General features: G+C 35.0%; 28 protein-coding genes. 18 read left to right on the top strand and 10 right to left on the bottom strand.

Features of this window, described 5'->3' with window-relative positions; all coding sequences use genetic code 11:
- Window positions 1-119: 119 nt before the first annotated feature.
- The 7 genes from Q4500_RS05470 to Q4500_RS05440 all read left to right on the top strand — a co-directional run bounded on the left by Q4500_RS05470 (window position 120) and on the right by Q4500_RS05440 (window position 7,332).
- A complete protein-coding gene (locus Q4500_RS05470; protein ID WP_303598710.1) occupies window positions 120-1,277 on the top strand; it encodes an 8-amino-7-oxononanoate synthase in 1,158 nt (385 codons plus the stop codon).
- A gap of 3 nt (window positions 1,278-1,280) precedes the next feature.
- Window positions 1,281-1,664 (top strand): DUF2007 domain-containing protein, encoded by a 384-nt coding sequence (locus Q4500_RS05465; RefSeq protein WP_073240880.1) that lies wholly within the window; start codon window positions 1,281-1,283, stop codon window positions 1,662-1,664.
- 6 nt (window positions 1,665-1,670) lie between these two features.
- Window positions 1,671-2,288, top strand: a complete 618-nt coding sequence (bioD, locus tag Q4500_RS05460) for a dethiobiotin synthase (protein ID WP_303598709.1) — start codon at window positions 1,671-1,673, stop codon at window positions 2,286-2,288.
- A gap of 403 nt (window positions 2,289-2,691) precedes the next feature.
- Complete coding sequence (bioA, locus tag Q4500_RS05455; RefSeq protein WP_303598708.1) at window positions 2,692-3,966, top strand: adenosylmethionine--8-amino-7-oxononanoate transaminase; 1,275 nt, start codon at window positions 2,692-2,694, stop codon at window positions 3,964-3,966.
- An 8-nt stretch (window positions 3,967-3,974) separates the two neighbouring features.
- On the top strand, window positions 3,975-5,186 hold the full coding sequence (locus Q4500_RS05450) for a beta-ketoacyl synthase N-terminal-like domain-containing protein (RefSeq protein ID WP_303598707.1): 1,212 nt from the start codon (window positions 3,975-3,977) through the stop codon (window positions 5,184-5,186).
- A gap of 113 nt (window positions 5,187-5,299) precedes the next feature.
- Entirely contained in the window at window positions 5,300-6,394 is a 1,095-nt protein-coding gene (bioB, locus tag Q4500_RS05445) for a biotin synthase BioB (RefSeq protein ID WP_303598706.1), read from the top strand.
- 77 nt (window positions 6,395-6,471) lie between these two features.
- On the top strand, window positions 6,472-7,332 hold the full coding sequence (locus Q4500_RS05440) for a cupin-like domain-containing protein (protein ID WP_303598705.1): 861 nt from the start codon (window positions 6,472-6,474) through the stop codon (window positions 7,330-7,332).
- Window positions 7,333-7,350: 18 nt separating this feature from the next.
- On the opposite strand, the gene Q4500_RS05435 is transcribed toward Q4500_RS05440, so the two are convergent.
- Genes Q4500_RS05435 through Q4500_RS05420 form a run of 4 tightly spaced genes read right to left on the bottom strand, consistent with a single transcriptional unit; the run spans window position 7,351 to window position 9,488 of the window.
- Window positions 7,351-7,824 (bottom strand): regulatory protein RecX, encoded by a 474-nt coding sequence (locus Q4500_RS05435; protein ID WP_303598704.1) that lies wholly within the window; start codon window positions 7,822-7,824, stop codon window positions 7,351-7,353.
- Between the two features lie 34 nt (window positions 7,825-7,858).
- Entirely contained in the window at window positions 7,859-8,140 is a 282-nt protein-coding gene (locus Q4500_RS05430) for a DUF1272 domain-containing protein (protein ID WP_303598703.1), read from the bottom strand.
- 4 nt (window positions 8,141-8,144) lie between these two features.
- Complete coding sequence (locus Q4500_RS05425) at window positions 8,145-8,777, bottom strand: LysE family translocator (RefSeq protein WP_303598702.1); 633 nt, start codon at window positions 8,775-8,777, stop codon at window positions 8,145-8,147.
- 48 nt (window positions 8,778-8,825) lie between these two features.
- Window positions 8,826-9,488 (bottom strand): pyridoxamine 5'-phosphate oxidase family protein, encoded by a 663-nt coding sequence (locus tag Q4500_RS05420; RefSeq protein ID WP_303598701.1) that lies wholly within the window; start codon window positions 9,486-9,488, stop codon window positions 8,826-8,828.
- A gap of 86 nt (window positions 9,489-9,574) precedes the next feature.
- Between Q4500_RS05420 and Q4500_RS05415 the strand changes: the two genes are divergently transcribed.
- Window positions 9,575-11,059 (top strand): PLP-dependent aminotransferase family protein, encoded by a 1,485-nt coding sequence (locus Q4500_RS05415; protein WP_303598700.1) that lies wholly within the window; start codon window positions 9,575-9,577, stop codon window positions 11,057-11,059.
- 47 nt (window positions 11,060-11,106) lie between these two features.
- On the opposite strand, the gene Q4500_RS05410 is transcribed toward Q4500_RS05415, so the two are convergent.
- Window positions 11,107-12,657 (bottom strand): Rne/Rng family ribonuclease, encoded by a 1,551-nt coding sequence (locus tag Q4500_RS05410; protein WP_303598699.1) that lies wholly within the window; start codon window positions 12,655-12,657, stop codon window positions 11,107-11,109.
- Window positions 12,658-12,919: 262 nt separating this feature from the next.
- The gene (locus tag Q4500_RS05405) at window positions 12,920-13,210 is read right to left on the bottom strand and encodes an HU family DNA-binding protein (protein ID WP_027065813.1); all 291 of its coding nucleotides are present in this window, start codon (window positions 13,208-13,210) and stop codon (window positions 12,920-12,922) included.
- Window positions 13,211-13,337: 127 nt separating this feature from the next.
- Between Q4500_RS05405 and mutY the strand changes: the two genes are divergently transcribed.
- From mutY to Q4500_RS05380, 5 genes are read left to right on the top strand one after another with little or no spacing between them, the layout of a single operon-like run.
- Window positions 13,338-14,387: an A/G-specific adenine glycosylase gene (mutY, locus tag Q4500_RS05400; protein ID WP_303598698.1), complete on the top strand. Its 1,050-nt coding sequence runs from the start codon at window positions 13,338-13,340 to the stop codon at window positions 14,385-14,387.
- Between the two features lie 27 nt (window positions 14,388-14,414).
- Window positions 14,415-14,885, top strand: coding sequence for a single-stranded DNA-binding protein (locus tag Q4500_RS05395; RefSeq protein WP_303598697.1), 471 nt, complete (start codon window positions 14,415-14,417; stop codon window positions 14,883-14,885).
- Window positions 14,886-14,932: 47 nt separating this feature from the next.
- Window positions 14,933-16,234 carry a gliding motility-associated protein GldE gene (locus tag Q4500_RS05390; RefSeq protein ID WP_303598696.1) on the top strand — a complete coding sequence of 434 codons (1,302 nt, stop codon included), beginning with the start codon at window positions 14,933-14,935 and terminating at the stop codon, window positions 16,232-16,234.
- Window positions 16,224-16,784: a gliding motility lipoprotein GldD gene (gene gldD, locus Q4500_RS05385; protein WP_303598695.1), complete on the top strand. Its 561-nt coding sequence runs from the start codon at window positions 16,224-16,226 to the stop codon at window positions 16,782-16,784. Before Q4500_RS05390 ends, gldD begins: the two co-directional genes overlap by 11 nt.
- A 6-nt stretch (window positions 16,785-16,790) precedes the next feature.
- The gene (locus Q4500_RS05380) at window positions 16,791-17,741 is read left to right on the top strand and encodes a pyridoxal-phosphate dependent enzyme (protein WP_303598694.1); all 951 of its coding nucleotides are present in this window, start codon (window positions 16,791-16,793) and stop codon (window positions 17,739-17,741) included.
- 12 nt (window positions 17,742-17,753) lie between these two features.
- Here Q4500_RS05380 and Q4500_RS05375 read toward each other — a convergent pair whose 3' ends face one another.
- Together Q4500_RS05375 and Q4500_RS05370 are read right to left on the bottom strand one after the other, a co-directional pair.
- Window positions 17,754-18,176 carry a hypothetical protein gene (locus tag Q4500_RS05375; protein WP_303598693.1) on the bottom strand — a complete coding sequence of 141 codons (423 nt, stop codon included), beginning with the start codon at window positions 18,174-18,176 and terminating at the stop codon, window positions 17,754-17,756.
- Window position 18,177: 1 nt separating this feature from the next.
- On the bottom strand, window positions 18,178-18,531 hold the full coding sequence (locus Q4500_RS05370) for a heavy-metal-associated domain-containing protein (RefSeq protein ID WP_303598692.1): 354 nt from the start codon (window positions 18,529-18,531) through the stop codon (window positions 18,178-18,180).
- Window positions 18,532-18,686: 155 nt separating this feature from the next.
- Between Q4500_RS05370 and Q4500_RS05365 the strand changes: the two genes are divergently transcribed.
- Together Q4500_RS05365 and Q4500_RS05360 are read left to right on the top strand one after the other, a co-directional pair.
- Entirely contained in the window at window positions 18,687-19,571 is an 885-nt protein-coding gene (locus Q4500_RS05365) for a DMT family transporter (RefSeq protein ID WP_303598691.1), read from the top strand.
- 74 nt (window positions 19,572-19,645) lie between these two features.
- Window positions 19,646-20,389, top strand: coding sequence for a head GIN domain-containing protein (locus Q4500_RS05360; RefSeq protein WP_303598690.1), 744 nt, complete (start codon window positions 19,646-19,648; stop codon window positions 20,387-20,389).
- Window positions 20,390-20,460: 71 nt separating this feature from the next.
- On the opposite strand, the gene Q4500_RS05355 is transcribed toward Q4500_RS05360, so the two are convergent.
- Together Q4500_RS05355 and Q4500_RS05350 are read right to left on the bottom strand one after the other, a co-directional pair.
- Window positions 20,461-22,533 (bottom strand): insulinase family protein, encoded by a 2,073-nt coding sequence (locus tag Q4500_RS05355; protein WP_303598689.1) that lies wholly within the window; start codon window positions 22,531-22,533, stop codon window positions 20,461-20,463.
- A gap of 8 nt (window positions 22,534-22,541) precedes the next feature.
- Window positions 22,542-23,864 carry a pitrilysin family protein gene (locus Q4500_RS05350; RefSeq protein ID WP_303598688.1) on the bottom strand — a complete coding sequence of 441 codons (1,323 nt, stop codon included), beginning with the start codon at window positions 23,862-23,864 and terminating at the stop codon, window positions 22,542-22,544.
- Between the two features lie 186 nt (window positions 23,865-24,050).
- Here Q4500_RS05350 and Q4500_RS05345 point away from each other — a divergent pair, with 186 nt between their 5' ends.
- The 3 genes from Q4500_RS05345 to rpmA all read left to right on the top strand — a co-directional run bounded on the left by Q4500_RS05345 (window position 24,051) and on the right by rpmA (window position 25,569).
- The gene (locus Q4500_RS05345) at window positions 24,051-24,506 is read left to right on the top strand and encodes a DUF4199 domain-containing protein (RefSeq protein ID WP_303598687.1); all 456 of its coding nucleotides are present in this window, start codon (window positions 24,051-24,053) and stop codon (window positions 24,504-24,506) included.
- A 96-nt stretch (window positions 24,507-24,602) separates the two neighbouring features.
- Window positions 24,603-25,268 carry a 50S ribosomal protein L21 gene (rplU, locus tag Q4500_RS05340; protein WP_299800447.1) on the top strand — a complete coding sequence of 222 codons (666 nt, stop codon included), beginning with the start codon at window positions 24,603-24,605 and terminating at the stop codon, window positions 25,266-25,268.
- 40 nt (window positions 25,269-25,308) lie between these two features.
- Window positions 25,309-25,569, top strand: coding sequence for a 50S ribosomal protein L27 (gene rpmA, locus Q4500_RS05335; protein ID WP_276493468.1), 261 nt, complete (start codon window positions 25,309-25,311; stop codon window positions 25,567-25,569).
- Window positions 25,570-25,722 lie beyond the last annotated feature (153 nt).

Raw genomic sequence — 25,722 nt, 5'->3', positions numbered from 1 at the left:
ATCAGTAGTTTGAGTATAAGATTGAATTATTTTCAATAATACGGATATAGAGGTTAGAAAAATTACAGGAATTCGTTAATTACTTCACAATCATTTCATAGAAAAGCTATTTTTGCGCTATGATCCAACTACCCATAAAATTACAGAATATCTTGGCAGAACGTAAAAAGGAAGAAACCTTTCGTTCGCTAGAGTCTACCGAAGGCTTAATTGATTTTCTTTCTAATGACTATTTAGGTTTTGCTACCAACGAAACTTTATTTTCTAAGACGTTTCAGCTATTGTTAACAGAAAATGTAGCGTCGAACGGGTCTGGGGGTTCAAGGCTATTGTCAGGAAATCATAAATTATATAAACAATTGGAGTCTATATTGGCGGAGTTCTACAAAGCAGAAGCAGCCTTAGTGTTTAACTCGGGCTACGATGCCAATATGGGACTATTTAGTGCAGTGCCTCAAAGGGGCGATTTAATTTTTTATGATGAGTTTGTACATGCAAGTATACGTGAAGGTATACGTATGAGCAATGCAAAAGCGTATAGTTTTTTACATAACGATTTGGTAAGCCTACAAGAAAAGATAAAACTAAATACAGCTAGAAATGAGCATGAAAAATATGCAGTTTATATAGTAACCGAAAGTATTTTTTCTATGGATGGTGATACGCCCGACTTAAAAGCATTTGCAAAATTTACAACAGCTAACGGATATCATTTAATAGTAGATGAGGCTCATACAGTTGGTGTTTTAGGAAGTAATGGGGAAGGATTAATACCAGAATTAGGTCTTGAGAAAGATGTTTTTGCAAGAACGGTAACATTTGGTAAAGCCTTTGGTTGCCATGGTGCAGCTGTACTTGGTTCTGAAGATTTAAAAGAATATTTGGTAAATTTTGCCAAGCCGTTCATTTATACCACTGCATTAACGCCACATACCTTGGCAACAATTATAACGGCACATGAATATATGGGCGAATTAGGTAAAGAACCCAAATCGTTATTAACCGAAAATATAGTTTATTTTAAAAAGCAGTTGGGCTTACATAAAATAGAACAGTTTTTTATACCAAGTGATACCGCCATACAAGGATGTATAATTTCTGGTTCTAAAAAAGCTAAATTGGTGTCTAAAAAGTTGATTGATAAAGGTTTCAATATTAAGGCAATTCTGTCGCCCACCGTACCAGAAGGTCAAGAACGACTTAGAATTTGTTTACATAGTTTTAATTCTAAAGAAGAAATAGGGTTATTAGTGAAATTGTTAGCTAGCTTTATATAATATATGGAAGATAAATTTTATCAGCTAGCTTCTTTTGAATACGTAGCCGATGTGCAAATTGTAAAAGGCAAGCTAGAGTCTGAAGGTATACCAGTGTTTCTTAGGGATGAAAACACCTTAAATTCAGATCCGTTAATCAGCAATGCAATCGGCGGAGTAAAATTACAAGTATATTCTAAAGATAAAGAACGGGCAATTGCCATTTATGATGAGATAAGGGCTTATGCCGTAGATAATGATGGGGAACCTATTGTTTGCCCTAATTGCAAGGCTCAAAAATCTGAACCATATTATAACAGCAAGGGAGTATTTTATAAACTTTTTCCTTTTTTTGAAAAAAGAAAATATAAGTGCCTAAATTGTGGAATGATAACTAACTCAAAGTAAGAATAGATGCAAAAAATTTTTGTAACAGGAATTTCAACAGAGGTAGGTAAAACTATTGCATCGGCAATTTTTACCGAAGCATTACAAGCAGATTATTGGAAACCGGTACAAGCAGGTGATTTAGATAACACTGATACAGATAAGGTAAAGAGATTGATATCTAATGAGAAATCTAAATTTCACCCAAGCAGCTACAATTTAAAAGCAGCTATGAGTCCGCATGCAGCGGCTGAAATTGAAGGTATCGAAATTGATAGATTTCATATTAATGAACCAGAAACAGACAACAATTTAATTATTGAAGGATCTGGTGGTATTTTGGTTCCTTTAAATGATGAAGACACCATGTTCGACATCATCATGCCAGATTATAAAGTTATAGTGGTTTCTAGAAATTATTTGGGTAGCATCAATCATTCGCTATTGACTATAAAATGGTTGTTGCACAAAGGTTATGATGTTTCGGTATTATTTAGCGGAGATGAAAATCCTCATACAGAAAATATTATTCTTCATAAAACGGGAGTGTCATTAATAGGTAGAATAGAAGAAGAAAAAGAATTTACCAAAGAGGTGATTAAAAAGTATGCTGATAAATTTCAGGGAATATTAAGAACATTATAATAATCGTCGTAAAATCTCGGGATTATCTATACTGGTAATTACTTTATAATGTTTGGCTAAATAAGCATCTATAATTTTCCTTTTCTTATTTATTATCGAAAATTCGTCTATTCTGACGAATAACAATTGTTAGGGGTGTAAATCATGTATTTAATTTTATATCCCATTTGCCCAAGATTGACCTAAAAGAATAAAGGTACTTTCATTGTGATCGATGTAGTCTCTAAAGAAAAAAGGGAAACGAATAAAAAAAACTAATTAAAAAGAATAGGAAAAATACAGCTGTATTCTTCAATTCGGAAAAATTTAAAAATGCTTTTTCGTTTCTTTTTAAGGGCATCTCTTTGTTGCGGTTTATTTCCCGATCTTTGCAAGATAGATAAAATGAAGAATTATAAATTCTATGAAAGTGGAAAATCTATCTACTCGAGATAAAAAATATTTATGGCATCCGTTAACTCAACATAAGTTGGGTAAACCACAATTACCTATAATTAGTGCAAAGGGTGCTTTATTGTTTGATGAAGAGGGAAAAGAGTATATTGACGGTATTGCATCTTGGTATACCGTAATGTACGGTCATGCCAATGAAGCTATAATTTCGGCAATGACCGAGCAAATGCAAAAGTTAGATTTTGTAATGTTCAGTGGTCTAACCCACGAACCGGCAATAGAATTATCTGAAAAATTAATGGCCATTTTGCCAGATAACCAAGCAAAAATTTTCTTCAACGATAATGGTTCTACAGCTATTGAGGCAGCTATAAAAATGTCTCTTCAATATTTTCATAATAACGGAGAAAAAAGAGATACACTAATTGCTTTTGAAGATGGTTTTCATGGCGATACGTTTGGTGCCATGAGCGCATCTGGTCTATCGTCTTACAATGGTCCGTTTGAAGATTTTCTTTTAAAGGTGGTACGCATTCCTACGCCACAAGAAGATAATATAAATGAAGTAAAAACTAAGTTAACTCAAATTCTTGAAGAAAATAGCTGTGCAGCTTTTGTTTTTGAGCCTTTGGTACAAGGTGCTGCAGGCATGAAATTTCATTCTGTTGAAGGATTAGATTTGTTAATAGGTCTTTGTCAAGAACAAGAGGTGATATGTGTTGCCGATGAAATAATGACCGGTTTTGGTAAAACAGGAAAGAATTTTGCATCAGATAATTTAACGAATAAACCTGATGTTATTTGTTTAAGTAAGGCGTTAACGGCAGGTATGTTTCCTTTAAGTATTACCAGTTGTTCACAGAAAATTTATGACCGTTTTCTTAGTGATGAGGTACACAAAGGTTTTTTTCATGCGCATACTTTTAGTGCGCATCCTTTAGGTTGTGCAGCTGCTTTGGCGGGAATAGAGCTTTTGAATTCTCCAGAAATTATAGAAAGAAGAAGCTATATTGAAAATGCTCATAACGCATATGCTAGCAAAATTCAGAATCATAAAAAAGTAAAAGAAGTAAGGGTTATGGGGGCTATTCTTGCTATAGACCTTGAAATAAAAATGGAACGTTATGGTAATTTACGTAATCAACTTTACAGTTTTTTTTTAGAAAGAGGGGTGTTGTTACGACCTTTAGGTAATACGATTTATACATTGCCGCCCTACGTAATTACAGATATACAACTTCAGAAGATTTACGACGCGATCACTGAGGCTTTAGATACATTTTAGATTAGAATTTGAAAGAAAAAATATCCATAACAGCCATTACTTCAATGTCACCTTTAGGTAGCACGTTAGAAGAAACTTGGCAGTCATATCAGAACGATGACCATTATTTCTCTTTGTCAAAAATAAATGATGATAAAACTTGGATGGCTCCTTTGTCTAAATCTGCTAAATTACTAGTAGAGGAACTAAGGGAGTCTGATAGTAAATACAGAAAATTAGATGACAGTGTACTTTTCGCAATGGTGGCTTCAAGAATGGCAGTGAAGCAATCGGGTTGGGAAAATACAGCTGAATTCGGAATTAACATGGGTTCGTCTCGTGGCGCAACCAAGTTATTTGAGCAGTATCATTCAGAGTATTTAGCAACAGGTATTTCATCGACTTTAAGCTCACCAACAACTACATTGGGTAATATTTCATCATGGGTTTCTCATGATTTAGGAGCAGCCGGACCAGAAATATCTCATTCCATAACCTGTTCAACGGGTTTGCATTCGGTATTGAACGGAGTGGCTTGGCTAAATAGCGGAATGGCAACTAAGTTTTTGGTAGGTGCCAGTGAAGCTCCGCTGACCAATTTCACAATTGCTCAAATGAAGGCATTAAAAATTTACGCAAAAGTAACCGAGTCAAATTCTGGTTCGGTAGTCGATACATCAACGGTAATTGAGCGTAGCCGAAGCTACCCGTGCCAAGCATTAAACCTAAAGAAAGAATATAATTCTATGATATTAGGCGAAGCTGCTTCAGTCGCTTGTCTAGAATGGGGAGTGATAAAAAATGCCTTGGCAATAATAGATGGAGTAGGGTATGCAACAGAAATATTGAAACATAATACTTCCATTTCAGCTAATGCCATATGTTTTCAGAAATCTATGAAAATGGCTTTAGGCGATTTAGATGTTACTGAGGTAGATGCTATCGTAATGCATGCGCCGGGTACAATAAAAGGAGATTCATCAGAATACAATGCAATTCAAGAAGTTTTCGGGGATTACATGCCTCAATTAACTACCAATAAATGGAAAATTGGTCACACCTTCGCAACCTCGGGGATGCTAAATCTAGAGTTAGCAGTTTTAATGTTACAGCATAATCAAATGATTTCGGTGCCTTTTCTTGAGTCAAAATCAAATAGTAGAATTATTAAAAAAGTACTGGTAAACGCGGTTGGTTTTGGTGGTAATGCAGTGAGTATTTTAGTAAGTAAAAGCGAATAAACTACGTTAAAAGAGAACAGTTGTAGCGATGTGGTAATTTTTTTAAAACCTACCAATTATTTTTTCAATTTAAATTCCGTTATTTTTGAACCCTGGTAACAACCTAAGATTATATGAGCAAAGCAAGACACAATTGGTCAAAAGAAGAAATTTTAGAAATATACAATATGCCTTTAATGGAGCTACTTTATGAAGCTGCAACTGTGCATAGAAAAAATCATGACCCAAATACGGTTCAAGTTTCTACTTTACTTTCAATAAAAACAGGTGGTTGCCCAGAAGATTGTGGGTATTGTCCGCAAGCTGCTCGTTACCATACAGACATTGAAGGTAATGATCTTATGGCAGTTTCTCAGGTTAAAGCTCAAGCGCTTAGGGCAAAAGCATCAGGTAGTTCTCGTGTATGTATGGGTGCTGCATGGCGAAATGTAAAAGATGGTCCTGAGTTTGATCAAGTATTAGAGATGGTACGTACCATTAATAAGCTTAATATGGAGGTTTGTTGTACGTTGGGTATGATTACTGAGAATCAGGCAAAACGTTTAGCAGAAGCAGGCTTATATGCTTACAACCACAATTTAGATACTTCAGAAGATTATTATAAAGATGTTATTTCTACTCGTGCCTTTGAAGATCGATTAGATACTATTGAAAATGTACGTAAAAGTAATGTTACCGTTTGTAGTGGTGGTATTATTGGTATGGGTGAAGAGTTAGAAGATAGAGCAGGTATGTTAGTTGCTTTAACTTCATTGAATCCGCAACCAGAATCAGTGCCAATCAATGCATTGGTCGCTGTAGAAGGTACCCCAATGGAAGATATTGAGCCAGTTTCTATATGGGATATGATTCGTATGGTAGCAACTACAAGAATTGTAATGCCAGAAACTCAAGTACGTTTATCTGCAGGTAGAACTGAAATGAGTAGAGAAGGGCAGGCAATGTGTTTCTTTGCAGGTGCGAATTCTATTTTTGCAGGCGACAAATTATTGACCACTCCTAATCCTGATGTAAATGAGGATATGGCGATGTTCAAGATGTTAGGTTTAAATCCGCAAAAGCCATTTACAAAGGTGTCACAGCCTAAAACGGTAGAAGCAGAAGATTCTCAAATTGAATCTTTAGGTGAAAAACCAAAATGGTCTAGACCAGGTCATTCTATTGAGCGTAATGAAACTGCGAAGCAAAAGGCTAAAATTATTGACTAAGGTTACATTAATACATTTTTAAGAAATTGTTTTCTTTACGTTAATTACCTTTGGCTTCCCTAAAAAACCATGTGTAATTGAAGTTAGCAGATATTCCGAGGGTAAAACATATTACCAAGGACAACTTTATTAACGACTACTTTAAACCTCAAAAACCTGTTGTTTTAGAACAGGCTATTGAAGATTGGCCTGCTTATAACAAGTGGAACCTAGACTATATTAAAGAAGTAGCGGGCAATATTACTGTGCCTTTGTATGATGATAGACCAGTTCAGCATAAAGATGGTTTCAATGAACCACATGCCAAAATGAAAATGGCAGAATATGTGGATCTATTAAAGAAAGAGCCTACCAAGTATAGAATTTTTCTTTGGAATATTTTAAAGGAAGTACCAGCTCTACAGAAAGATTATAAGTTTCCTGACTTTGGATTGAGACTTTTAAAAGGTGTGCCAATGATGTTTTTCGGCGGACGAGACTCGTATACTTTCATGCATTACGATATCGATTTGGCGAATATATTTCATTTTCATTTCGATGGAGAAAAAGAAGTTGTGTTGTTTCCTCAGTCAGAAACAGAGAAGCTTTATAAAGTTCCCCATTCGCTAATTACACATGAGAGTATAGATTTCTCAAATCCTGATTACTTAAAGTGGCCAGCTTTGAAAAAGGCAAAAGGATTCAAAACTACTTTATCACACGGTGAGGTTCTATATATGCCAGAAGGTTATTGGCATTATATGAAATACAACACTCCGGGATTTTCAATGAGTTTGAGGGGATTAGCGCATAACCCTAAGAATTTGGCTAAGGCATCGTATAATATTGTAGTGATGCGCTACTATGACGTGTTAATGCGCAAGCTAAAAGGGCAAGATTGGATAGATTGGAAAAATAAAGAAGCCATATCTAGAACCAATAAAAATCAAAAAGTGTAAACAGAAATTGAATGAGTATTATTTTATAAGCTCAAATGTTTTTTCATACACCAAATGACTTTCCCAGCCACGATATAAAAGGTAGTCCGCTAATTTTTTTCTTCGCTTTTGAATATTAGTTTCGGTAATCTGTCGTAATCTTTTGTGAGCTAAATCATCTAAAGCTGTCAAGTAAGCTTCCGGCTCAATTTCTTTCAAGGCGGTTGTGATATTATATTTAGAGATGTTTCTAAATTTCAGTTCTCTAACAATTCTATTTTTCCCCCATTTTTTAATGTTGAACTTGCCACGAGCAAAGCTCTTTGCAAAACGCTCTTCATTTAAAAATCGGTCTTCAATAAGCTGAGCAATAATAGTATCTACTGCTAATGGGATCATACCCATTTCTTTCAATTTCGAAATCACTTCTTTATGACAACGATCTTGGTAAGCGCAGTAGCCTTCAATTTTTTTGGTAGCTTCTTGAACGGTATATGACTTTGCATGGTTCATCAATGCCAAAGTTATTATTCTCAAAGTATATAGCCTATCTTTTTCTCGGGTGAATAGTGCAATACTTTTTTAGGTAACTATTGTCGATGACTGGGTTAAGTATTTTATTCTTTCTTGCAGGATGCTTTTTTAACTGTTCTTTTGGTCTGGTAGGCCTTTTTTCAAAACCACCACCACAATTGGGACATACGTTCATTAAAACTTCAGTAACACAATCTTTACAAAAAGTACATTCGTAAGAACAGATCATTGCTTTATCGCTGTCATTCTGTAATTCGGTATCGCAGTTTTCACAGTTCAATCTTATTTCTAACATTTTCTTATTTTGCTTTTGTCAATGCCATTTTCAATGCAAGACCAGTTAATACTGAAGCCATAAACCATTTCTGTATTCTTTGCCAAATGGGCTGGTTAGAGAACCAACTTGCCATTTTAACAGCAGAAATCACAATTAAAAAATTAATTAAAAAGCTGATGACTATTTGTATGATTCCAAGTTGAAAACTCTGACCTAATATAGAACCATATGCAGGTTTTATGAATTGTGGAAAAAAGGAAAGATAAAATACTGCCATTTTCGGATTTAAAATATTGGTCAAAAGTCCATTTCGAAATAGTTTAAGCGACGTGTCAGATTTCAAATTCTGATTAACATCAAAAATTTTATTTTTAGATTTCATAGAATTATATGCTAAGTATAATAAGTACCCGACCCCAAGAAATTTAACGATTACGAAAGCATACGGAATTGCAAAAAATATAGCGGTTAGACCAAAAGATACCATAAGTATGTGAAATAAAAAACCGCTCATTACGCCCAAAAGGGATATGATTCCAGCTCTTTTTCCTTGTGACAATGACCTAGAGATTAAATAAATCATATTTGGTCCTGGTGAAAGCACCATTATCAAAGCCGCTAATCCGAATAATAATAAATCGTCAATGGGGATCATAATTCTATTTTTATATGATGTACTTTTTAAAGGTGCAAAAGCACAGGGTTATTGTTTGAGATTTTCATAATAAGTCAGTACGTGTTCTGGAACAGCAATATCCTTTGGTAATAAATCGTCACTGATAGGAAACTCTGCAACTTGTTTTAGGGGGAGCAAACCGGCCCAAATTGGTAGCTCTAAATCTGCATTTTCGTCTTTTACCCCTACATCCCTTATTTTTGCTGAGGCTGTGGTTATGGTCATTTCGACCACTAGCGTGCCATCGAGCTCTTTTTTGTGCATGGGTCTTATTCCATCCCATCTACCGGGCATCATATGGTCAACAACACATTTTAAGGCTTTTTCTTTTGAAACAGGATCCGTTGTTTTCTGTACGGTCCCGAACAAGGTGGCCGATCTATAATTTACGGAGTGATGCAATCCAGAACGTGCCAAGACCAATGCATCTAAATGCATTACGGTCATACTTATTTCTTTATTTTCCAACAAGGCCAGTAGCATTCTGTTTTTATGAGAGCCATGCAGGTAAATTTTATTACCATCCCTACCGTAGGCCATGGGCAGGCATATTGCTTTATTTTCATAAATATAACTTACATAGCCAACGAAGCCTGCATCAAGAATAGTATTGATTTTTTCTACATCGTAGGTAGCTCTATTGGCACCTCTTTTTACTTTGTTGACAGCGCTGATATCATAGTTTTTCATGTAAAATATTTTTAAGACAGTTCAAAATTAATAGATTTGTGGATGGTGTAAATCATCCAGAAATATATTTTTGAATAGTCCAGTTTATGATTCCATATAAAACAAGTATTCGTATAGACAGAACTTCTAAACAAGCCGTTTATCTGCAACTTACCAATCAGTTTATTGCTTTGATTAAAAAAGGAATACTGGTCAAAGGAGCTAAATTACCAAGTAGTCGAGAGCTTGCTTTATTGATTAGTGTGCATAGAAAAACTGTCATTGCTTGCTATGAAGAACTTGTTTTACAGGGTTGGCTAGAAAGTATACCGCAAAAAGGAACCTATGTTCATTCGAAGATTCCTATGTTGAAACAGCAAAAGTTAGGAGCTGATCCAATAGATTTAAAAGGTAAAGATGAAGTGGGATTTTCATTCAAAAAACAATCCTATTTAGATAGAAGTTTCCCGCAAAGCTTGAATAAAGAAAATCTCTATGTAAATGATGGGATCGGAGATGTAAGATTAGCGCCCAGAAATGCCATTGCCACATTGTACCGTAGTATTAGCGCAAAGAAGAGTACACCTTTATATATGGACTATGGCACAACGTATGGAAATTTAGAACTTAGAAAAACGTTAGTAAATTATCTAAACGAAACAAGAGGGCTTCGTATAAGTATAGATAATATTATGATTACAAGGGGTAGTCAAATGAGTATGTTTTTGGCAGGTCAATTACTTTTTGATAAAGATGAGTATGTTATTGTAGGAGAGACCAATTATAGTTCTTCTGATACTACTTTTGAATATGGTGGTGCTAAATTGTTGCGGGTTAAAATAGATGGCGAAGGTCTACAAACTATTGAAATCAAAAAACTTTGTGAGAAATACAAGGTAAAGGCAGTATACACGACACCACATCATCATCATCCTACCACGGTCACTCTTTCTGCAGAGCGGAGGATACAATTGTTGAATTTGGCAAAGACATATCGCTTTGCCATTATAGAAGATGACTACGACTATGATTTTCATTATAATCATTCGCCCATATTGCCCTTGGCCAGTCATGATATTCATAATAATGTTATTTACGTAGGTTCTGTATGTAAAACTATTGCACCAGTATACCGTGTGGGATATTTAATTGCTTCTAAAACATTTGTAGATGAATGTGCAAAACTGAGAAGGTTTATTGATCGTCAAGGTGATGCATTGCTAGAATTAACGTTTGCGGAATTCATAAAAGATGGAAGTTTGGATAGGCACATTAAAAAAACACTTAAAATCTATAAAACACGGAGAGATGAGTTTTGTACTTTGTTAAGAGAAGAGTTAGGATATTATTTGTCCTTTGAAATACCAAAAGGAGGCATGGCTATTTGGGTGACCTTGGATAAGCGATTTTCTTGGGAAAGTGTTGCGGAAATCGCGAAAAATGAAAACCTGATATTTTCCGAATTACAAAGATATGACATGGCAAAAACTAACCATAATGCTATACGTATTGGTTTTGCAGCCTATAATAGAGTAGAGGCTAAAACTTTTGTTCATCGTTTAAAGAGCATCATGAACGTATTGGATATTTAATTATAGGGCACAAAAAAAAGCGACTCCGTAAGGAAATCGCTTTTTAGTTAATATATTGTTTTGCCGTCTTTATTCTTAAAACGGTATTCTAGATACGTATACGCATCACGCGGTTGAACTTTAATCCATCTTTTATATTCCAAGTACCATTTCATTCTTATTGAAGGAAATCCCTTAGTAATATATGCTGCAATAAAAGGGTGTATATTTAAAGTTATACTATTGTCCTTTGCAGGTCCTTTTAATAGTTTTTGCAGATCCGCTATAATTTTATCTATTAAAACAATAGGTGCTTCCACCTGTTTCCCAGAATTATTCGGGTCCTCTTCAGTTGTTTTAATATTCATTTCAGGTCGAACCCTTTGTCGGGTAATCTGAATTAAACCAAATTTACTAGGAGGTAGTATTTTATGTTTGGCACGATCATCTTTCATCTCATCTCTAAGATGTTCAAAAAGCCTTTTTCTATGTTGGGGTTTTACCATATCGATAAAATCTACCACTATAATACCACCCATATCACGAAGGCGTAATTGCCTTGCAATTTCTGAAGCGGATATAAGATTTACCTCTAGGGCAGTGTCTTCTTGATTTTTGGCTTTATTGGATCTGTTGCCACTGTTTACGTCTATTACATGAAGTGCTTCTGTATGCTCTATAATTAAATAGGCGCCTTTGCTCATTGCTGCAGTACGGCCAAAAGACGTTTTAATTTGTCTTTCAATACCAAATTTCTCAAAAATAGGTACGTTGGTGTTGTTGTAGTGCTTAACGATGCTCTCTTTTTCGGGAGCAATTTCCGACACATAGTCCTTAATTTCATTGTATAAGGTGTCGTCATCTACATGTATTCCGGTAAAACTATCATTAAATACATCTCTTAAAATAGAAGATGCTCTATTGAGTTCTACAAATACTTTTGATGGTGTCTGCGCACGTTGTAATTTTTTACACATTGCTGTCCATTTGTTCAGCAAGTTTTCTAGATCTTTGTCCAGTTCTGCAACTTTTTGTCCTTCTGCGACTGTTCTAATGATAACACCAAAACCTTTAGGTTTAATGCTTCTAACTAGTCTTTTTAACCTGTCTTTTTCTTCTTTGCTCGCAATCTTTTGAGATACGGATACACGGTCAGAAAAAGGAACCATTACCAAGTAGCGTCCGGCAATTGATAGCTCAGAACTAATTCTTGGTCCTTTAGTAGATATAGGTTCTTTTACAATTTGAACCAATAGAGATTGGTTTGCTTTAATGACATCGGTAATAACACCGTTTTTGTCAATATCGGTCTCGGCCGGGAAATTTCCTAAGGTGTAATCCGTTAGTTTTCCTGTGCTCACTTGTTTTATGAACTTAAGCATAGAAGATAATTGCGGACCAAGGTCATGGTAATGCAAGAATGCATCTTTTTCATAACCAACGTTTACAAACGCTGCGTTAAGCCCGGTAACTGGTTTTCTGATTTTGGCGAGAAAAATATCACCTACAGAAAAGTCGTTACTGTTTTCTTCTTTATGCAGTTCAGTGAGTTTTCCGTCCTTTAACAAGGCAAAGTCAACAGATTGGGAACTAGATCTTACGATTAATTCTCTATTCAACTGAATATATTTTTAGTCGTTCGGCTATTAAAATAGGGAACGAACTGATTAAACAATACCATAGACAAATACTAATGTACTTGCCGAAATCCAAAATCTGGATTTCTATGTCAATGAACGTATTTTAAAAAGAAAAAGTAGTTATTAAAACTACTTTTTCTTGTGTCGGTTAGCTCTTCTACGCTTCTTGCGCTTGTGTGTTGCTACCTTATGTCTCTTTCTTTTCTTACCGCTTGGCATAAAGTTCTTTTTTTAAGATTAATTATTTTACGTGTACGTTGCTCTTAACTCCTTCTACAAAAACCTTTGCGGGCTTAAATGCTGGAATGTTGTGAGCGGGTATTTTAATAGTTGTGTTTTTGGAAATATTTCTACCGGTCTTTTCGGCTCTAGTTTTAATGATAAAACTACCAAAACCTCTTAGGTAAACATTATCACCACTTTCTAATGATGTTTTTACCTCTTCCATAAAAGATTCAACAGTTGCCTGTACATCTCCTTTTTCAATTCCCAGCTTATCTGAGATCTTCGATACAATTTCCGCTTTCGTCATCTTTCAATATTAGATTTTCTGTATGTTTTTTCGGGTTGCAAATATATAAATTAAATTCAATCTTTCTTTCTAATGGGTTAATTTTAAGTGTATAAACTGCTACTTTTATAACTTAGTATTGAATAGCATGTCATTTTCGAGTAAAATTTTAGATTGGTATCATGAAAATAAGCGCAGTTTACCATGGCGTACGAGTACTGATCCATACAAAATTTGGCTATCAGAAATTATTCTTCAACAAACGCGTGTAGCTCAGGGAACCCCGTATTACTTGAGTTTTGTGGAAAATTTTCCAACGGTATATGATCTAGCCAATGCAAATGAAGAGCAAGTTTTAAAACTTTGGCAAGGGCTCGGGTATTATTCGAGAGCTAGAAATCTTCATGCCGCTGCAAAAATGGTGGTCGATCAATATGGTGGAAAATTTCCTGATAATTATAAGAAACTTTTAACACTGAAAGGTGTCGGCGACTATACTGCAAGTGCAATTTCGTCTATTTGTTTCAATGAAGCGCAAGCTGTAGTAGATGGAAATGTATATAGAGTACTCTCTAGATACTATGGTATAGACACTCCTATTAATAGTACAGAGGGTATTAAATATTTTAAAAGCTTGGCGCAAAAAGTCATGGATCCCGCTAATATTCGAGATTATAATCAAGGTATTATGGAGTTTGGAGCCATACAATGCTCCCCGAAAAAACCTTTATGCCTGCTTTGCCCACTAAATGATAGTTGTGTAGCTCTTGAAAAAGGTTTGGTAGATACCTTACCAGTGAAGTTAAAGAAGACAAAAGTGCGTAATCGATACTTTAATTATCTTATACCTATATATAAGGATGCTGATGGGTATCAATTCACAAGTCTAAATCAAAGAACCGGCAAAGGTATTTGGCAGAATCTTTGGCAGTTTCCTTTGCTTGAGTCAGAAGATGTATTAGAAATAGATGATATTACCATAAGGTATAAAGAAGTACTTGGTGATATTAAGTCTAACGAAGTAATAATGTACAATGAAAATGCAATCATACATAAGTTGTCGCATCAACACCTACATACAAAGTTCTGGTTGGTGTATATAAATGATGATTTTGCAGGTAAGATTCCTGTAGAAAAAATAACCGATTTTCCGGTGCCAGTTTTAATCGCAGATTTTATCAAAGCATTTAAATTTTAGTACTTTTGATTTTTATATCTTTAAGTTATGAGCGGTACATTAAATAAGGTAATGTTGATTGGGCATTTAGGTGATGAAGTTAAAATGCATTATTTTGAAGGAGGCGGTAGTATTGGTAGATTTCCAATAGCTACAAATGAGACATATACCAACAAATCTACTGGTGAACGTGTTACAAATACAGATTGGCACAATGTGGTAGTTAGAAATAAAGCTGCTGAAATTTGTGAAAAATATTTAAGTAAAGGTGATAAAGTATATGTAGAAGGCAGATTGAAAAATCGTCAATGGCAAGGTGAAGATGGTAATACCAGATATTCAACCGAGGTGCATGTACAAGAATTTACATTTTTGACAACCAAGAAAGAGGGTATGCAAAACAATGGAGGTTCAGCGTTTGCTGCTCAGAAGCCAGCAAGTATTGAAAGTAAAGCGCCATCTAAAGCATCAGCTCCTGCACCTGCAAGTCCAGAGGATGATGATGATTTACCATTCTAACAAAATTTAAATAACAACTATTGGACCCAGACCCCTTACCGTTATTAATGACAACATTAGTTGTAAACGGTGTTTTTGCAATGAATATAGTTGTACTATGCGTACTGCTTGTTTGCTCCGCACTTATTTCTGGAGCAGAAGTGGCTATGTTTGGTCTTTCATCAACCGAAATTAAAGAGCTACAAGACGAAAAATCTGCCCAAAGTTCAATTCTAATTAAGCTTCTAGAACGTCCAAAAAAATTATTGGCGACCATTTTAATAGCAAATAATGCTATTAACATTGGTGTAGTGTTGCTATTTAGTATCATTGGCGATACCTTATTTGAAAATGTAACTCAGGTGTGGTTCGGTGTTGTTTCGGTACGTTTTCTTTTAGAGGTCGTGGTCGCAACGTTTCTAATTTTAATGTTCGGTGAAATTCTACCAAAAGTGTATGCTAACAGAAATAGGATGAGTTTTGCGCATTTAATGGCTTATCCATTAAGGGTGTTAGATTTTATTTTTTCTCCATTAAGTTTACCTATGCGTTCTGGAACATTGTTTTTGTATAACAAACTTGGTAAGCAGAAATCAAGTTTAAGTGTCGATCAGTTGTCGCAAGCGCTAGATTTAACTTCTCATGGCGATACCACTAAAGAAGAAAAAAAGATTTTAGAAGGTATTGTGACTTTTGGTAATACAGATACCAAACAAGTAATGAGACCTCGTATAGATATTTTTGCCCTTAATGAGCAAATGAAATTTCTTGAAGTTCTAGGAGAAATAAAGAAGAACGGGTATTCTAGAATTCCTGTTTTTGGTGAAAATATAGATACTGTAAAAGGTGTTTTGTATGTAAAGGATTTATTGCCTTACCTAGATCGAAAAACCTTTAATTGGATGACCTTGATCAGGGAGCCTTATTTTGTGCCTGAGAATAAAAAATTAGATGATTTATTGGGTGAATTTCAAGAGAAGAAGAATCATTTGGCTATAGTTGTAGATGAATATGGTGGTACTTCTGGCTTGGTGTCTTTAGAAGATATTATTGAAGAAATTGTAGGAGATATTAGTGATGAGTTTGATGATGAAGATTTGATTTTCTCGAAATTAGATGATTTCAATTATGTCTTTGAAGGGAAAACACCTCTTAAAGATTTTTATAGGGTTATCAAATTAGAGGATAATGAAATCTTTGAAGAGAATAAAGGGGAGTCAGAAACCTTGGCTGGTTTTGTTTTAGAAAAGGCAGGAAGTTTCCCGAAAAGAGGTGAAAAAATACAATTTGATTCCTATACTTTTGTAGTTGAGGGTATGGACAAGAAGAGATTAAAACAAATAAAAGTAACCTTGCCACATGAAGAGTAAGTCATTCGTTGGATTTTTAATAGTATTTCTATTTATGGTTAGCTGTAAAGATGAAGAGGTGCTCCCTAAACCCAAAGCTAAAATACGGTTAGAATATCCGCAGGGAAAATTAGCAGATTTAGAAACAGAGAACTTCAGTTTTAAATTCAATCAATTGGCAAATGCAGAGCCAAATGGCGATCAAGCCTACACGATTTCTTATCCCGAAATGAAAGGCGCTATTTTTCTAAGTTATAAGAAGATTGACGGTAATTTGGCTCAATTGATCAATGATTCTAAAAGGCTTAGCTATGAGCATGCTGCAAAAGCAGATAACATTGTAGAGCAGCCGTATGTAAATCCTGATAATAAAATATATGGTGCGTTATTTGAGGTGCAGGGTAATGCTGCCTCGCAATCTCAATTTTTTGTCACCGATAGTACCGAACACTTTTTAACCGGTTCTGTATATTTTTATACGAAACCCAATTATGATTCTATTCTACCTGCAGCGTCATATCTTCAGAATGACATTAGGGGAATTATAGAAACACTTCGGTGGAAAAAATAAAGTCGTATGGTTACAAAACAAGACCTATTAGATTGTCATAAACGAATAACGCCATTTATTCATAATACAGCTGTTTTAACATCGAGATTAATTGATAAAGAGTTCAATGCTCAAGTTTTTTTTAAGTGCGAGAATTTTCAAAGAGCAGGAGCTTATAAAATGCGAGGTGCTACCAATGCCATTTTACAATTATCAGAAGAGCAAAAGAAAAGCGGAGTAGTAACACATTCGTCGGGTAATTTTGCCCAAGCACTGTCATTAGCAGCACAGAGTGTTGGTGTTACCGCACATATTGTAATGCCAAATACGGCTCCGGAAGTTAAAAAAGTAGGGGTTAGAGAGTATGGTGGTAAAATTTATGAGTGTGAGCCAACAGTAGAGGCGAGGCAAGCATTAGCAGATGAAATAGGATTGAAAACGGGTGCTACTTTCGTGCATCCCTCCAACGATACTAATGTTATTTTAGGTCAAGGTACTGCAGCCTTAGAACTGCTTAAAAAACAACGCGATTTAGATTTTATATTTTGCCCTGTTGGTGGTGGCGGTCTTATTGCTGGTTCTGCGTTAGTAGCTAAATATTTTGGCGATAACTGTAGCGTTTATGGAGCTGAGCCGTTTGAAGCAGATGACGCATACCGATCTTTACAAAGTGGAAAAATTGAAGGTAATGAAACAACAAATACCATTGCTGACGGGTTAAAGACAATGTTAGGTGATAAAAACTTTCCTATTATAAAAGAACTGGTAAGTGGTATTGTTAGAATTACTGAAGATGAAATAATCTCTGCTATGAGACTCGTTTGGGAGCGTATGAAAATCATCATAGAGCCCTCTAGTGCGGTAACTGTGGCTGCAGTTTTAAAACAATCAAAAGAGCAGCCAGAAGTTTTTCAGAATAAAAAAATAGGCATTATTATTTCAGGAGGAAATGTAGACTTATCTAATTTACCTTTTTAGAATACGTTGTTTTTATTGCTTGCTTAAAATCTCTTCTGCACGCTCAATACTAGAATTGATGTTTTCTTTTACTTGTTGAACTTTCTCTTCTTCTTCTTTTAGCCATTGTTTCTTTTCGTCAGAAAGTTCTTTGCCATCCATTATTTCTTCTGAATCGAAACGATCGCCAAAACCTTGCATCCAATCCATCATCGATCTATTGGCTTCTTGAAGGTCTTTTATGGCTTTTGCTTCAACAGATTCGGCTCCTAAAGAATCTGCCATTGGTTTTAATTGACCAACTAACTTTCCTAAAGTTCCCATTTTGGGCATTACTTCGTCATGAATGCTCATTACGTTCTCCATTTTAGAAGGCTCTTCAGTTTTCTTGGTTTCTTTGCAAGAAGTGAACGTAATTAATGTAGCTACGGTAAGTGTATAAAGTATATTTTTCATTTTAGTTGTCTTTTGAAGTAACAGTATTTATGGTGTAAACGTAGTCTTTAACTTTGGTACCGGTAATAACAGCCTTTATCTCTTCAATACTAATGATTGTAGGATCAAAGGTTATAAGTCCGTTTTTATTTTCAAAACTAATTTCTGAAGAAACTACACCTTCGGTTTCCATTAAATTAGAAGAGATTTTATCTGCACAGCCTTCTTGGCAAGCCATACCGTCTATACCAACTAAAATAGTACTTGAAGAGCTATTTTCAATTTCATCAGGTAAAGTGGCGTCTTCTTGAGCTAAAGAAACATTGGTAGCCAATGTGAATATGGTTACAAATAGAAATAATACTTTGAATTTCATAACACTGAATTAATGGTTACGTTGTTAACGTAAACCTTATTATTATGTAAAGATACCAAATATGTAAAATGCTTTATCTAATCAATAGTGAAAATTAGTCTGTAACTAGTTGTATTTTTTAGAAAAAACCCCATTTTTGTTGTAAACTAAAAGAATTGAAGAATATAGATCAAAAGTGGATTTACCTAGTTGTTCTGTCACTAATATGGGGTTCTTCCTTTATACTGATTAAAAGGTCTTTAGTTGGTTATACACCTTTGCAAGTAGGTGGGCTAAGAATCGTATTTGCATCTCTATTGTTATTTATTCTTGGTTTTAAATCGTTGAAGACACTTTCAAAAACAGATTGGAAATGGGTGACCATTGCAGGGTTGTGTAGTTCATTTTTTCCTCCTTTTTTCTTTGCCTTAGCGCAAATGGAAATTAGTAGTGGTATTACGTCTATTCTTAATTCTGTAGCACCTTTGTTTACCACCCTAGTGGGTATAGCACTTTTCGGACTTTCGTTGAAAGGAAGACAAGTATTAGGGGTGTTAATAGGTCTTTTTGGTACTATAGTGCTTATTGCTGCAGGTATGGAGAATAATGTGAACCAGAACTATTGGTATTCTTTATTTATAATTATTGCTGCATTAGGGTATGCCTTTAATATCAACATTATTAAGAAGTATTTATCTCATTTAACTCCGTTAGCGGTAACAACGGCTAGTTTCGGAGTCGCTTTTCTTCCGGCATTAATTATATTGATTTATACAGGGGTATTTCAGCAGTTTGCTAGCGATAGCGCTATGCATGAAGCTGTGTGGTACATTATGGTATTGGCTTTTCTAGGTACAGCTTTGGCGAATATACTATTTAATAAATTAATAAAACTATCTAGTCCTGTATTTGCAGCATCGGTAACGTATCTAATTCCACTTGTAGCCGTGTTATGGGGTTTTTTAGATGGAGAAAATATGAGTATCCTGCAACTACTAGGCGGACTCATTATCTTATTTGGTGTTTGGCTGGTTAATAGAAAAAAAGTGATAGTTCTGTAAAAATAATTCTGCGTACTGTAACAAACTTAACTTAAGGTAGTCTTTGTATAGAACTAATCAAAAAAACGAAAATCATGAAAAAAATCATATTTACGCTACTTGCAGCAACCTTTGTTGTAGGCAGTATACATGCTCAAGAAAAAACATTCAACGTAAAATCTTTCGATAAACTAATTGTTAGTCCGCATATAGAATTAAATCTTGTTGAAGGCGAAGAGGAAAGTGTTGTTATTGACAATGCAAAAATATCATTGGATAAAATAAATGTTGAGGTAGAGGGCAGAACGCTGCGTTTGTACTTAGACGGTGCTAAGGTTGTGACCAAATCTGAACGTATTTCAACTGATAAATGGAGAGGTAGTAAATCGCTTTATAATGGCACTATGGCTTCTATTACGGTAACATATAGAAAACTAGAAAATCTATCGATACGAGGAGAAGAAATAGTAAGATGCAAAAATCTATTCAATGCCGATGATTTTAAAATGTCGTTATACGGAGCCGCTAAAGTGTACTTTGATTCGGTTTCTATAGATGAATTAACAGTGGCAATCTACGGTAGTAGTTACTTGGAAATTGGAGAAGGTAATGTTGCGCGCCAAGTATTTAGAGCATATGGTGAGAGTGAGGTAAATACAGAAGGAATGGTTGTAGATGAAACCAAAATCACTGCTTATGGCGAAAGTAATTTTAGGGTAAATGTTGTTGAAAGGTTGAAAGTAACCTGCTATGGAGAAACAAATATCAACTACACTGGTAACCCAGAAGTAGATAAAGGATTGATCTTCGGAGAAGCAACAATTAGAAAAATAGGATAAGAACTTAACCTAGAAATTCAAAAACAAAAAACCCGCTATTAGCGGGTTTTTCTATTTGTAATGAATTGTTGTTATTTAAAATCGGCAGTTGATACACCATCATTTACTTTGATTTCAGAAACTATAAATTCAAAAGATTGTGGACCAACAGTCTGCATTATTTTATAAGGAAACAATATGCCAGACACCTCTTTGTAATCTTCAAAATTAGAGGTACTTGCGATTTGCTTACCTTGCATTTCGGTGACAGTAATCTCTTGTAATTTAAGCCCGGTTTCAACATCGTAGAAAGCAGATTTGTTTTCGCCAACTTTAAGTTTATAGGCATTTTTATCACCAACCATTTCCATGCCTTCTAAAGTAATGGTATCGTCACTTAATAGTTGGAGTTCAGAAAATGGAGCAGATTCGCCTTTAAAGGTTTCTATTTCTTTACCAGCAAGATCCTTACGCTGCCCTTGCACGATCATATATCCTATATCGCCATTTAGCACTTGCTTGCTAACGGAATTACCCATCATTTGTACATCTTGCATAAGTTGATTGCTAGATGTTTTTTTAACGTTTAAGTCTAATTTCATTCCTTGCATTTCTGCTGCGGCCATCATGGATAAAGTATTTACACTCTCAAGTTTATCTTTTCCACCAATAGCTGTAATATACTTTTCAAGTATGGACTTAGCTGATACATCGGTTGGTAAGGCGGCATCGTAATCTGGAGTTTCAACTCTGTCGGCAGTTTTAGAATAGGCAAGCACGGGAAGTTTTTTTCCTTTGAACTTCACATTTTCTAGGTTGGCTAAAATATCACTTCCTTTACCAACGACAATTACTCTGGCGTTATCAACGTTGAAATATTTTTTAGCAGCTGTTTCTACTTCTTCTTTACTAACCTTGTCAAGTTTTTCTAAGAATGTTTTGTAGAAATCTTTAGGTAAATTTTCTTTCTCAACATTCAAAGCATATCTCGCTATGGTTTCTGGATCTTCTAAAGCCATTATGAAGCTGCCGGCATATAATGCTTTTGTAGTTTTTAGCTCCTCGTCTTTTACGGGTTGTGTGTTGATTTTTTCAATCTCTTTTAATAATTGTACGACCGAACTGTCTGTAACCGTATTTCTTACTTCAGTAGAAGCGGCAAATCTAGATGGACCGTATTTATCATTTCCAAGAGATGAATATGCACCATAAGTATAGCCCTTATCTTCTCTAAGATTAAGGTTTATTCTACTGTCAGAACCACCACCTAATATTTGATTAGCTAATAATGCCGCAATGTAATCGTCATCATTCATTTTTAAGTTTACAATATTCTGTACGGTAATTTCCGACTGTACGGCATTTGGCATATCTACAAAGTTAATTTGCGTATTCGGTACATTCTTAGTCTGGGAATAAGAGAAACTTGGTGGCACGGCTTTGGTCCAAGATGTAAAATAGGTTTCTGTTAAAGTCTTTACTTCTTCAAAATTTACATCACCAATAACAATCAAATATGCATTTGCAGGCACAAAATATTCTCTGTAAAATTTTTCAACATCACCTAGGGTTACATTGTTGACTGTAGCTTCGGTAGTAAATTCTCCGTAAGGGTGATTTTTGCCGTAGGCTAAAGCCCTTTGAACTCTGCTAGAAATCGAAGAGACTACTTTCTCTTCAGATTTTAGTCCGGTAATGAGTTTATCTTTTTCCTTGTCAAATTCGTCTTGTGTAAAATTCGGATTTATAGCTGCATCTGCCATAAGTTCCATCATTTTAGAAAAGTATTTGGAAAGAGATTGAGCATATGCGCCTTGAGAGCTAAAATAAAGTCTAGCTCCTAAAAAATCGATTTCTTCATTAAAGGCGTCTTTCGTTATATTTTTAGATCCTAGCCCTAAAAGACTACCTGTTAAGCTCGCAACACCAGCTTTGTCGCCTTCTAATATTGGCGGGTTATCTATAGATAATTGCATAGACACTCTTGGTAATTTGTGGTTTTCGACTACCAATACTTTTAAACCGTTGTTGAGGTTAAAAGATTGCGGTTCTCCTAAGTTTATTTCAGGTGCAGGACCTGGTTTAGGCATAACCGTACGGTCTACCTGTGCTTGTACAGCAATAAAGGAGAATAATGTTAGTAATAATATATATGTATTTTTCATAGTCATTTTTAGTTTGCGGTATTTTGTTCAGGTAAATATTCTAGAACCAATCTTTGGTTAGGCTTTAAATACTTGTTTGCGACCTCTTTAATTTCTTCTCTGGTAATAGATCTATATACTTCTATTTCCTTGTTGATAAGAGATGTATCACCATAAAGCGCATAATACTCTGCAAGAGATTCTGCAATACCTTCAATACTGGCATTACTGTTTACAAACTGATTTTCAAACTTGTTCTGTAGTTTTTGATAATCATTTTCAGAGATAAGGTTATTTCTTAATTTCTCTACTTCTGTCTCAATAGAAGAGTTTAGAGTGTTTAAACTAGTTTCACCTACCGGAAGTGCAAAAACGATATACATACCGTAATCTTCTAATGTAATTGGTATGGCACCGATCTGTAATGCCTGCTTCTCTTCGTCGACCATTTTCTTATAAAGTTTAGAAGAGGGTCCGTCAGATAAATAGGTAGAAATCATTTCTAATACTTGGCTATCTCTATTTTTAAGACCCGGAGTTCTATAGGCGATCATAGTAGCCGGTATTTGAATATTAGAGTCGTAAGCTTTTGCATTGATTTCTGATGTAATAGGAGTTTCTTTAGGAAAGTCTCTGGTAATTTTTGCTCCCTTTGGAATATTCTTAAAATAATCTGATATTAATTTTTTAGCATTTTCTTTCTCAAAATCGCCTGCAATGACCAAAACGGCATTGTTCGGAGCATAGAATTTTTTCTGGAAAGCTATAAATTCATCTAAAGTAGCGGCATCTAGGTCTGCCATTTTACCAATAACCGTTTCTTTGTAAGGATGACTTTGAAAAAGATTCTTCTTTATGTTTTCAATGAACTTACCATAAGGTGAATTATCAACGCGAAGTCTTTTTTCTTCCTTGACTACTTCATTTTGAGTGTCAACACCTTTTTGGTTGATTACGGGGTGAAGCATTCTTTCAGATTCTAGCCACAGACCTAATTCTAGATTGTTAGAAGGAAAAACTTCGTAATAATAAGTTCTATCTTCATTGGTGGTGGCATTACCTGATCCACCGTTAGATGAAACAATATTGTCCCACTGGCCTTTTTCAATATTCTCGGTGCCTTCAAAAAGTAGGTGTTCAAAAAAGTGGGCAAAGCCTGTTCTTTGTGGGTCTTCGTCTTTTGATCCTACATGGTAAAATACGGAGATGGAAATAATTGGTGCGGTGTTATCTTGATGTAAAATAACGTGTAAATCGTTTTCAAGGTTGTACTCTTCGTAAGCAACCTCTTGTGCAAGTCCGGTAAACCCATAAAGGAATATAGCCGAAACCAGTAGTAATTTCATTTTCATATAAAACTATTTTAGGTTAGTGTTTAATGTTCTGTTTAGTTAGTATGTAATTTTACAAAGATGTTACATAAAAAATAATTTTTTGTAAGAACAATCTTCAATATAAGTATTCTTTAACAGATTAAATTCAATTAATTGTTGTTTATTGTTTATCTTAAAAGTCTAAACAAAAAAAACACTTTTATTATGAATAACTATGCTCTACCAATAAGATTTGGCGTCGCTGCTAGCGGCTCTTTGATTGCTTATTTTTTAATCTTGTCATTACTTGGGCTACATGTAAATGTATTTTATAGTCTTTTTAATGCAGTAATTACAGGCTTTGCCATTTACGAATCCATTAAATATTACAAATTAAAAAAGGCTAATGATTTTACATATGCTGGCGGATTTATGGCGGGTTTGATAACAGGTGGCGTAGCAACTTTAATATTTACGCTATTTTTTACAGTCTATTCAACTGAGCTTCAACCAGGTTTTTTAGAGGAACTATCTACAAAATGGGCCAGTACTTATCGTAGTTTTGAAGCGATTGTATTTTTAGTGGTTGCGATAATGGGTTTAACGACAAGCTTGGTGTTGACACTGTCTTTTATGCAACTATTTAAGACTTCGAACACTAGAAGTCTAAAGAGGGTGTAAAAATTATAAAAAACACTTGTAAATTCATGATTAACAACTATATTTGCACCCGCCTATGGAAAAAATCCATCAGGTTTAATCATTACATTTAACAATATGTACGCAATTGTAGAGATGGCAGGGCAGCAGTTTAAAGTTGCAAAAGACCAGAAAGTGTACGTTCACCGTTTACAAGCTGAAGAAGGAAAGAAAGTTACTTTTGACAATGTTCTTCTTTTAGCTGATGGATCGAACGTTACTATCGGCGCCCCGGCTATAGACGGAGCCGCAGTAGAGGCTAAAGTCGTTAAACACCTAAGAGGTGACAAAGTAATCGTTTTTCACAAGAAAAGACGTAAAGGTTACAGAAAGAAAAATGGACATCGTCAGTCTCTTACAGAGATTGTAATCGAGTCAATTATTTCTAAAGGAGCTAAAAAAACTGAAACTAAAAAAGCTGAACCAAAGGCTAAAAAAGTTGAAGAAAAAGCAGCACCAGTTGCAGCTAAGCCAAAAGCTAAAAAAGCTACAGGTAAAGCTGATGACTTGAAAAAAGTTGAAGGTATCGGACCAAAAATCGCTGAGACCTTAAACAATGCAGGTATTTCTACTTTTGCTGAATTAGCAAAAACAGACGCAGCTAAAATTTCTGAAATTATTGCTGACGTTCGTGGAAATCACGTAACTGACACTTGGCCAAAGCAAGCACAATTAGCTGCTGATGGTAAATGGGACGAGTTACAAAAATGGCAAGACGAATTAGATGGTGGTGTAGCTAAATAAGCGAAACCATTAAGTATAATAAAATTTAAAACCTTAGACAATGGCACATAAGAAAGGTGTAGGTAGTTCGAAAAACGGTAGAGAATCAGAATCGAAACGATTAGGAGTTAAGATTTATGGTGGTCAAGCTGCAATCGCTGGTAACATTATTGTTAGACAGAGAGGGACAAGACACAATCCTGGTGAAAATGTTTACGCAGGAAAAGACCATACATTACACGCACGTGTAGATGGTTTAGTAAAGTTTACTAAAAAAGCTGGTGGAAAATCATTTGTTTCCATAGAGCCTTTTGAAGCATAAGCTTTAAGCAAATTATTTTAAAAACCCTCTTCAGCAATGAAGAGGGTTTTTTGTTACTACAGTGTTAACCAAAGGTAAATAACGATAAAAATTAGGGTAATCTTAAAATAGGCTTAAGATTTAGGCAACACAGTTCTGTCTTCAATCTAATTT

The sequence above is a fragment of the Maribacter sp. 1_MG-2023 genome, from assembly GCF_030547005.1.
GTDB lineage: Bacteria > Bacteroidota > Bacteroidia > Flavobacteriales > Flavobacteriaceae > Maribacter.
This window is presented reverse-complemented; position numbering and strand designations above follow the sequence as displayed.

Bases quoted from the DNA above. Each gene is read 5' to 3' on its own strand.
- Q4500_RS05470 (WP_303598710.1), top strand. From the start codon at position 120: ATGATCCAACTACCCATAAAATTACAGAATATCTTGGCAGAACGTAAA.
- Q4500_RS05465 (WP_073240880.1), top strand. From the start codon at position 1,281: ATGGAAGATAAATTTTATCAGCTAGCTTCTTTTGAATACGTAGCCGAT.
- bioD (WP_303598709.1), top strand. From the start codon at position 1,671: ATGCAAAAAATTTTTGTAACAGGAATTTCAACAGAGGTAGGTAAAACT.
- bioA (WP_303598708.1), top strand. From the start codon at position 2,692: ATGAAAGTGGAAAATCTATCTACTCGAGATAAAAAATATTTATGGCAT.
- bioB (WP_303598706.1), top strand. From the start codon at position 5,300: ATGAGCAAAGCAAGACACAATTGGTCAAAAGAAGAAATTTTAGAAATA.
- Q4500_RS05435 (WP_303598704.1), bottom strand. From the start codon at position 7,824: ATGAACCATGCAAAGTCATATACCGTTCAAGAAGCTACCAAAAAAATT.
- Q4500_RS05430 (WP_303598703.1), bottom strand. From the start codon at position 8,140: ATGTTAGAAATAAGATTGAACTGTGAAAACTGCGATACCGAATTACAG.
- Q4500_RS05425 (WP_303598702.1), bottom strand. From the start codon at position 8,777: ATGATCCCCATTGACGATTTATTATTATTCGGATTAGCGGCTTTGATA.
- Q4500_RS05420 (WP_303598701.1), bottom strand. From the start codon at position 9,488: ATGAAAAACTATGATATCAGCGCTGTCAACAAAGTAAAAAGAGGTGCC.
- Q4500_RS05415 (WP_303598700.1), top strand. From the start codon at position 9,575: ATGATTCCATATAAAACAAGTATTCGTATAGACAGAACTTCTAAACAA.
- Q4500_RS05405 (WP_027065813.1), bottom strand. From the start codon at position 13,210: ATGACGAAAGCGGAAATTGTATCGAAGATCTCAGATAAGCTGGGAATT.
- mutY (WP_303598698.1), top strand. From the start codon at position 13,338: ATGTCATTTTCGAGTAAAATTTTAGATTGGTATCATGAAAATAAGCGC.
- Q4500_RS05395 (WP_303598697.1), top strand. From the start codon at position 14,415: ATGAGCGGTACATTAAATAAGGTAATGTTGATTGGGCATTTAGGTGAT.
- Q4500_RS05390 (WP_303598696.1), top strand. From the start codon at position 14,933: ATGACAACATTAGTTGTAAACGGTGTTTTTGCAATGAATATAGTTGTA.
- gldD (WP_303598695.1), top strand. From the start codon at position 16,224: ATGAAGAGTAAGTCATTCGTTGGATTTTTAATAGTATTTCTATTTATG.
- Q4500_RS05380 (WP_303598694.1), top strand. From the start codon at position 16,791: ATGGTTACAAAACAAGACCTATTAGATTGTCATAAACGAATAACGCCA.
- Q4500_RS05375 (WP_303598693.1), bottom strand. From the start codon at position 18,176: ATGAAAAATATACTTTATACACTTACCGTAGCTACATTAATTACGTTC.
- Q4500_RS05370 (WP_303598692.1), bottom strand. From the start codon at position 18,531: ATGAAATTCAAAGTATTATTTCTATTTGTAACCATATTCACATTGGCT.
- Q4500_RS05360 (WP_303598690.1), top strand. From the start codon at position 19,646: ATGAAAAAAATCATATTTACGCTACTTGCAGCAACCTTTGTTGTAGGC.
- Q4500_RS05355 (WP_303598689.1), bottom strand. From the start codon at position 22,533: ATGAAAAATACATATATATTATTACTAACATTATTCTCCTTTATTGCT.
- Q4500_RS05350 (WP_303598688.1), bottom strand. From the start codon at position 23,864: ATGAAAATGAAATTACTACTGGTTTCGGCTATATTCCTTTATGGGTTT.
- Q4500_RS05345 (WP_303598687.1), top strand. From the start codon at position 24,051: ATGAATAACTATGCTCTACCAATAAGATTTGGCGTCGCTGCTAGCGGC.
- rplU (WP_299800447.1), top strand. From the start codon at position 24,603: ATGTACGCAATTGTAGAGATGGCAGGGCAGCAGTTTAAAGTTGCAAAA.
- rpmA (WP_276493468.1), top strand. From the start codon at position 25,309: ATGGCACATAAGAAAGGTGTAGGTAGTTCGAAAAACGGTAGAGAATCA.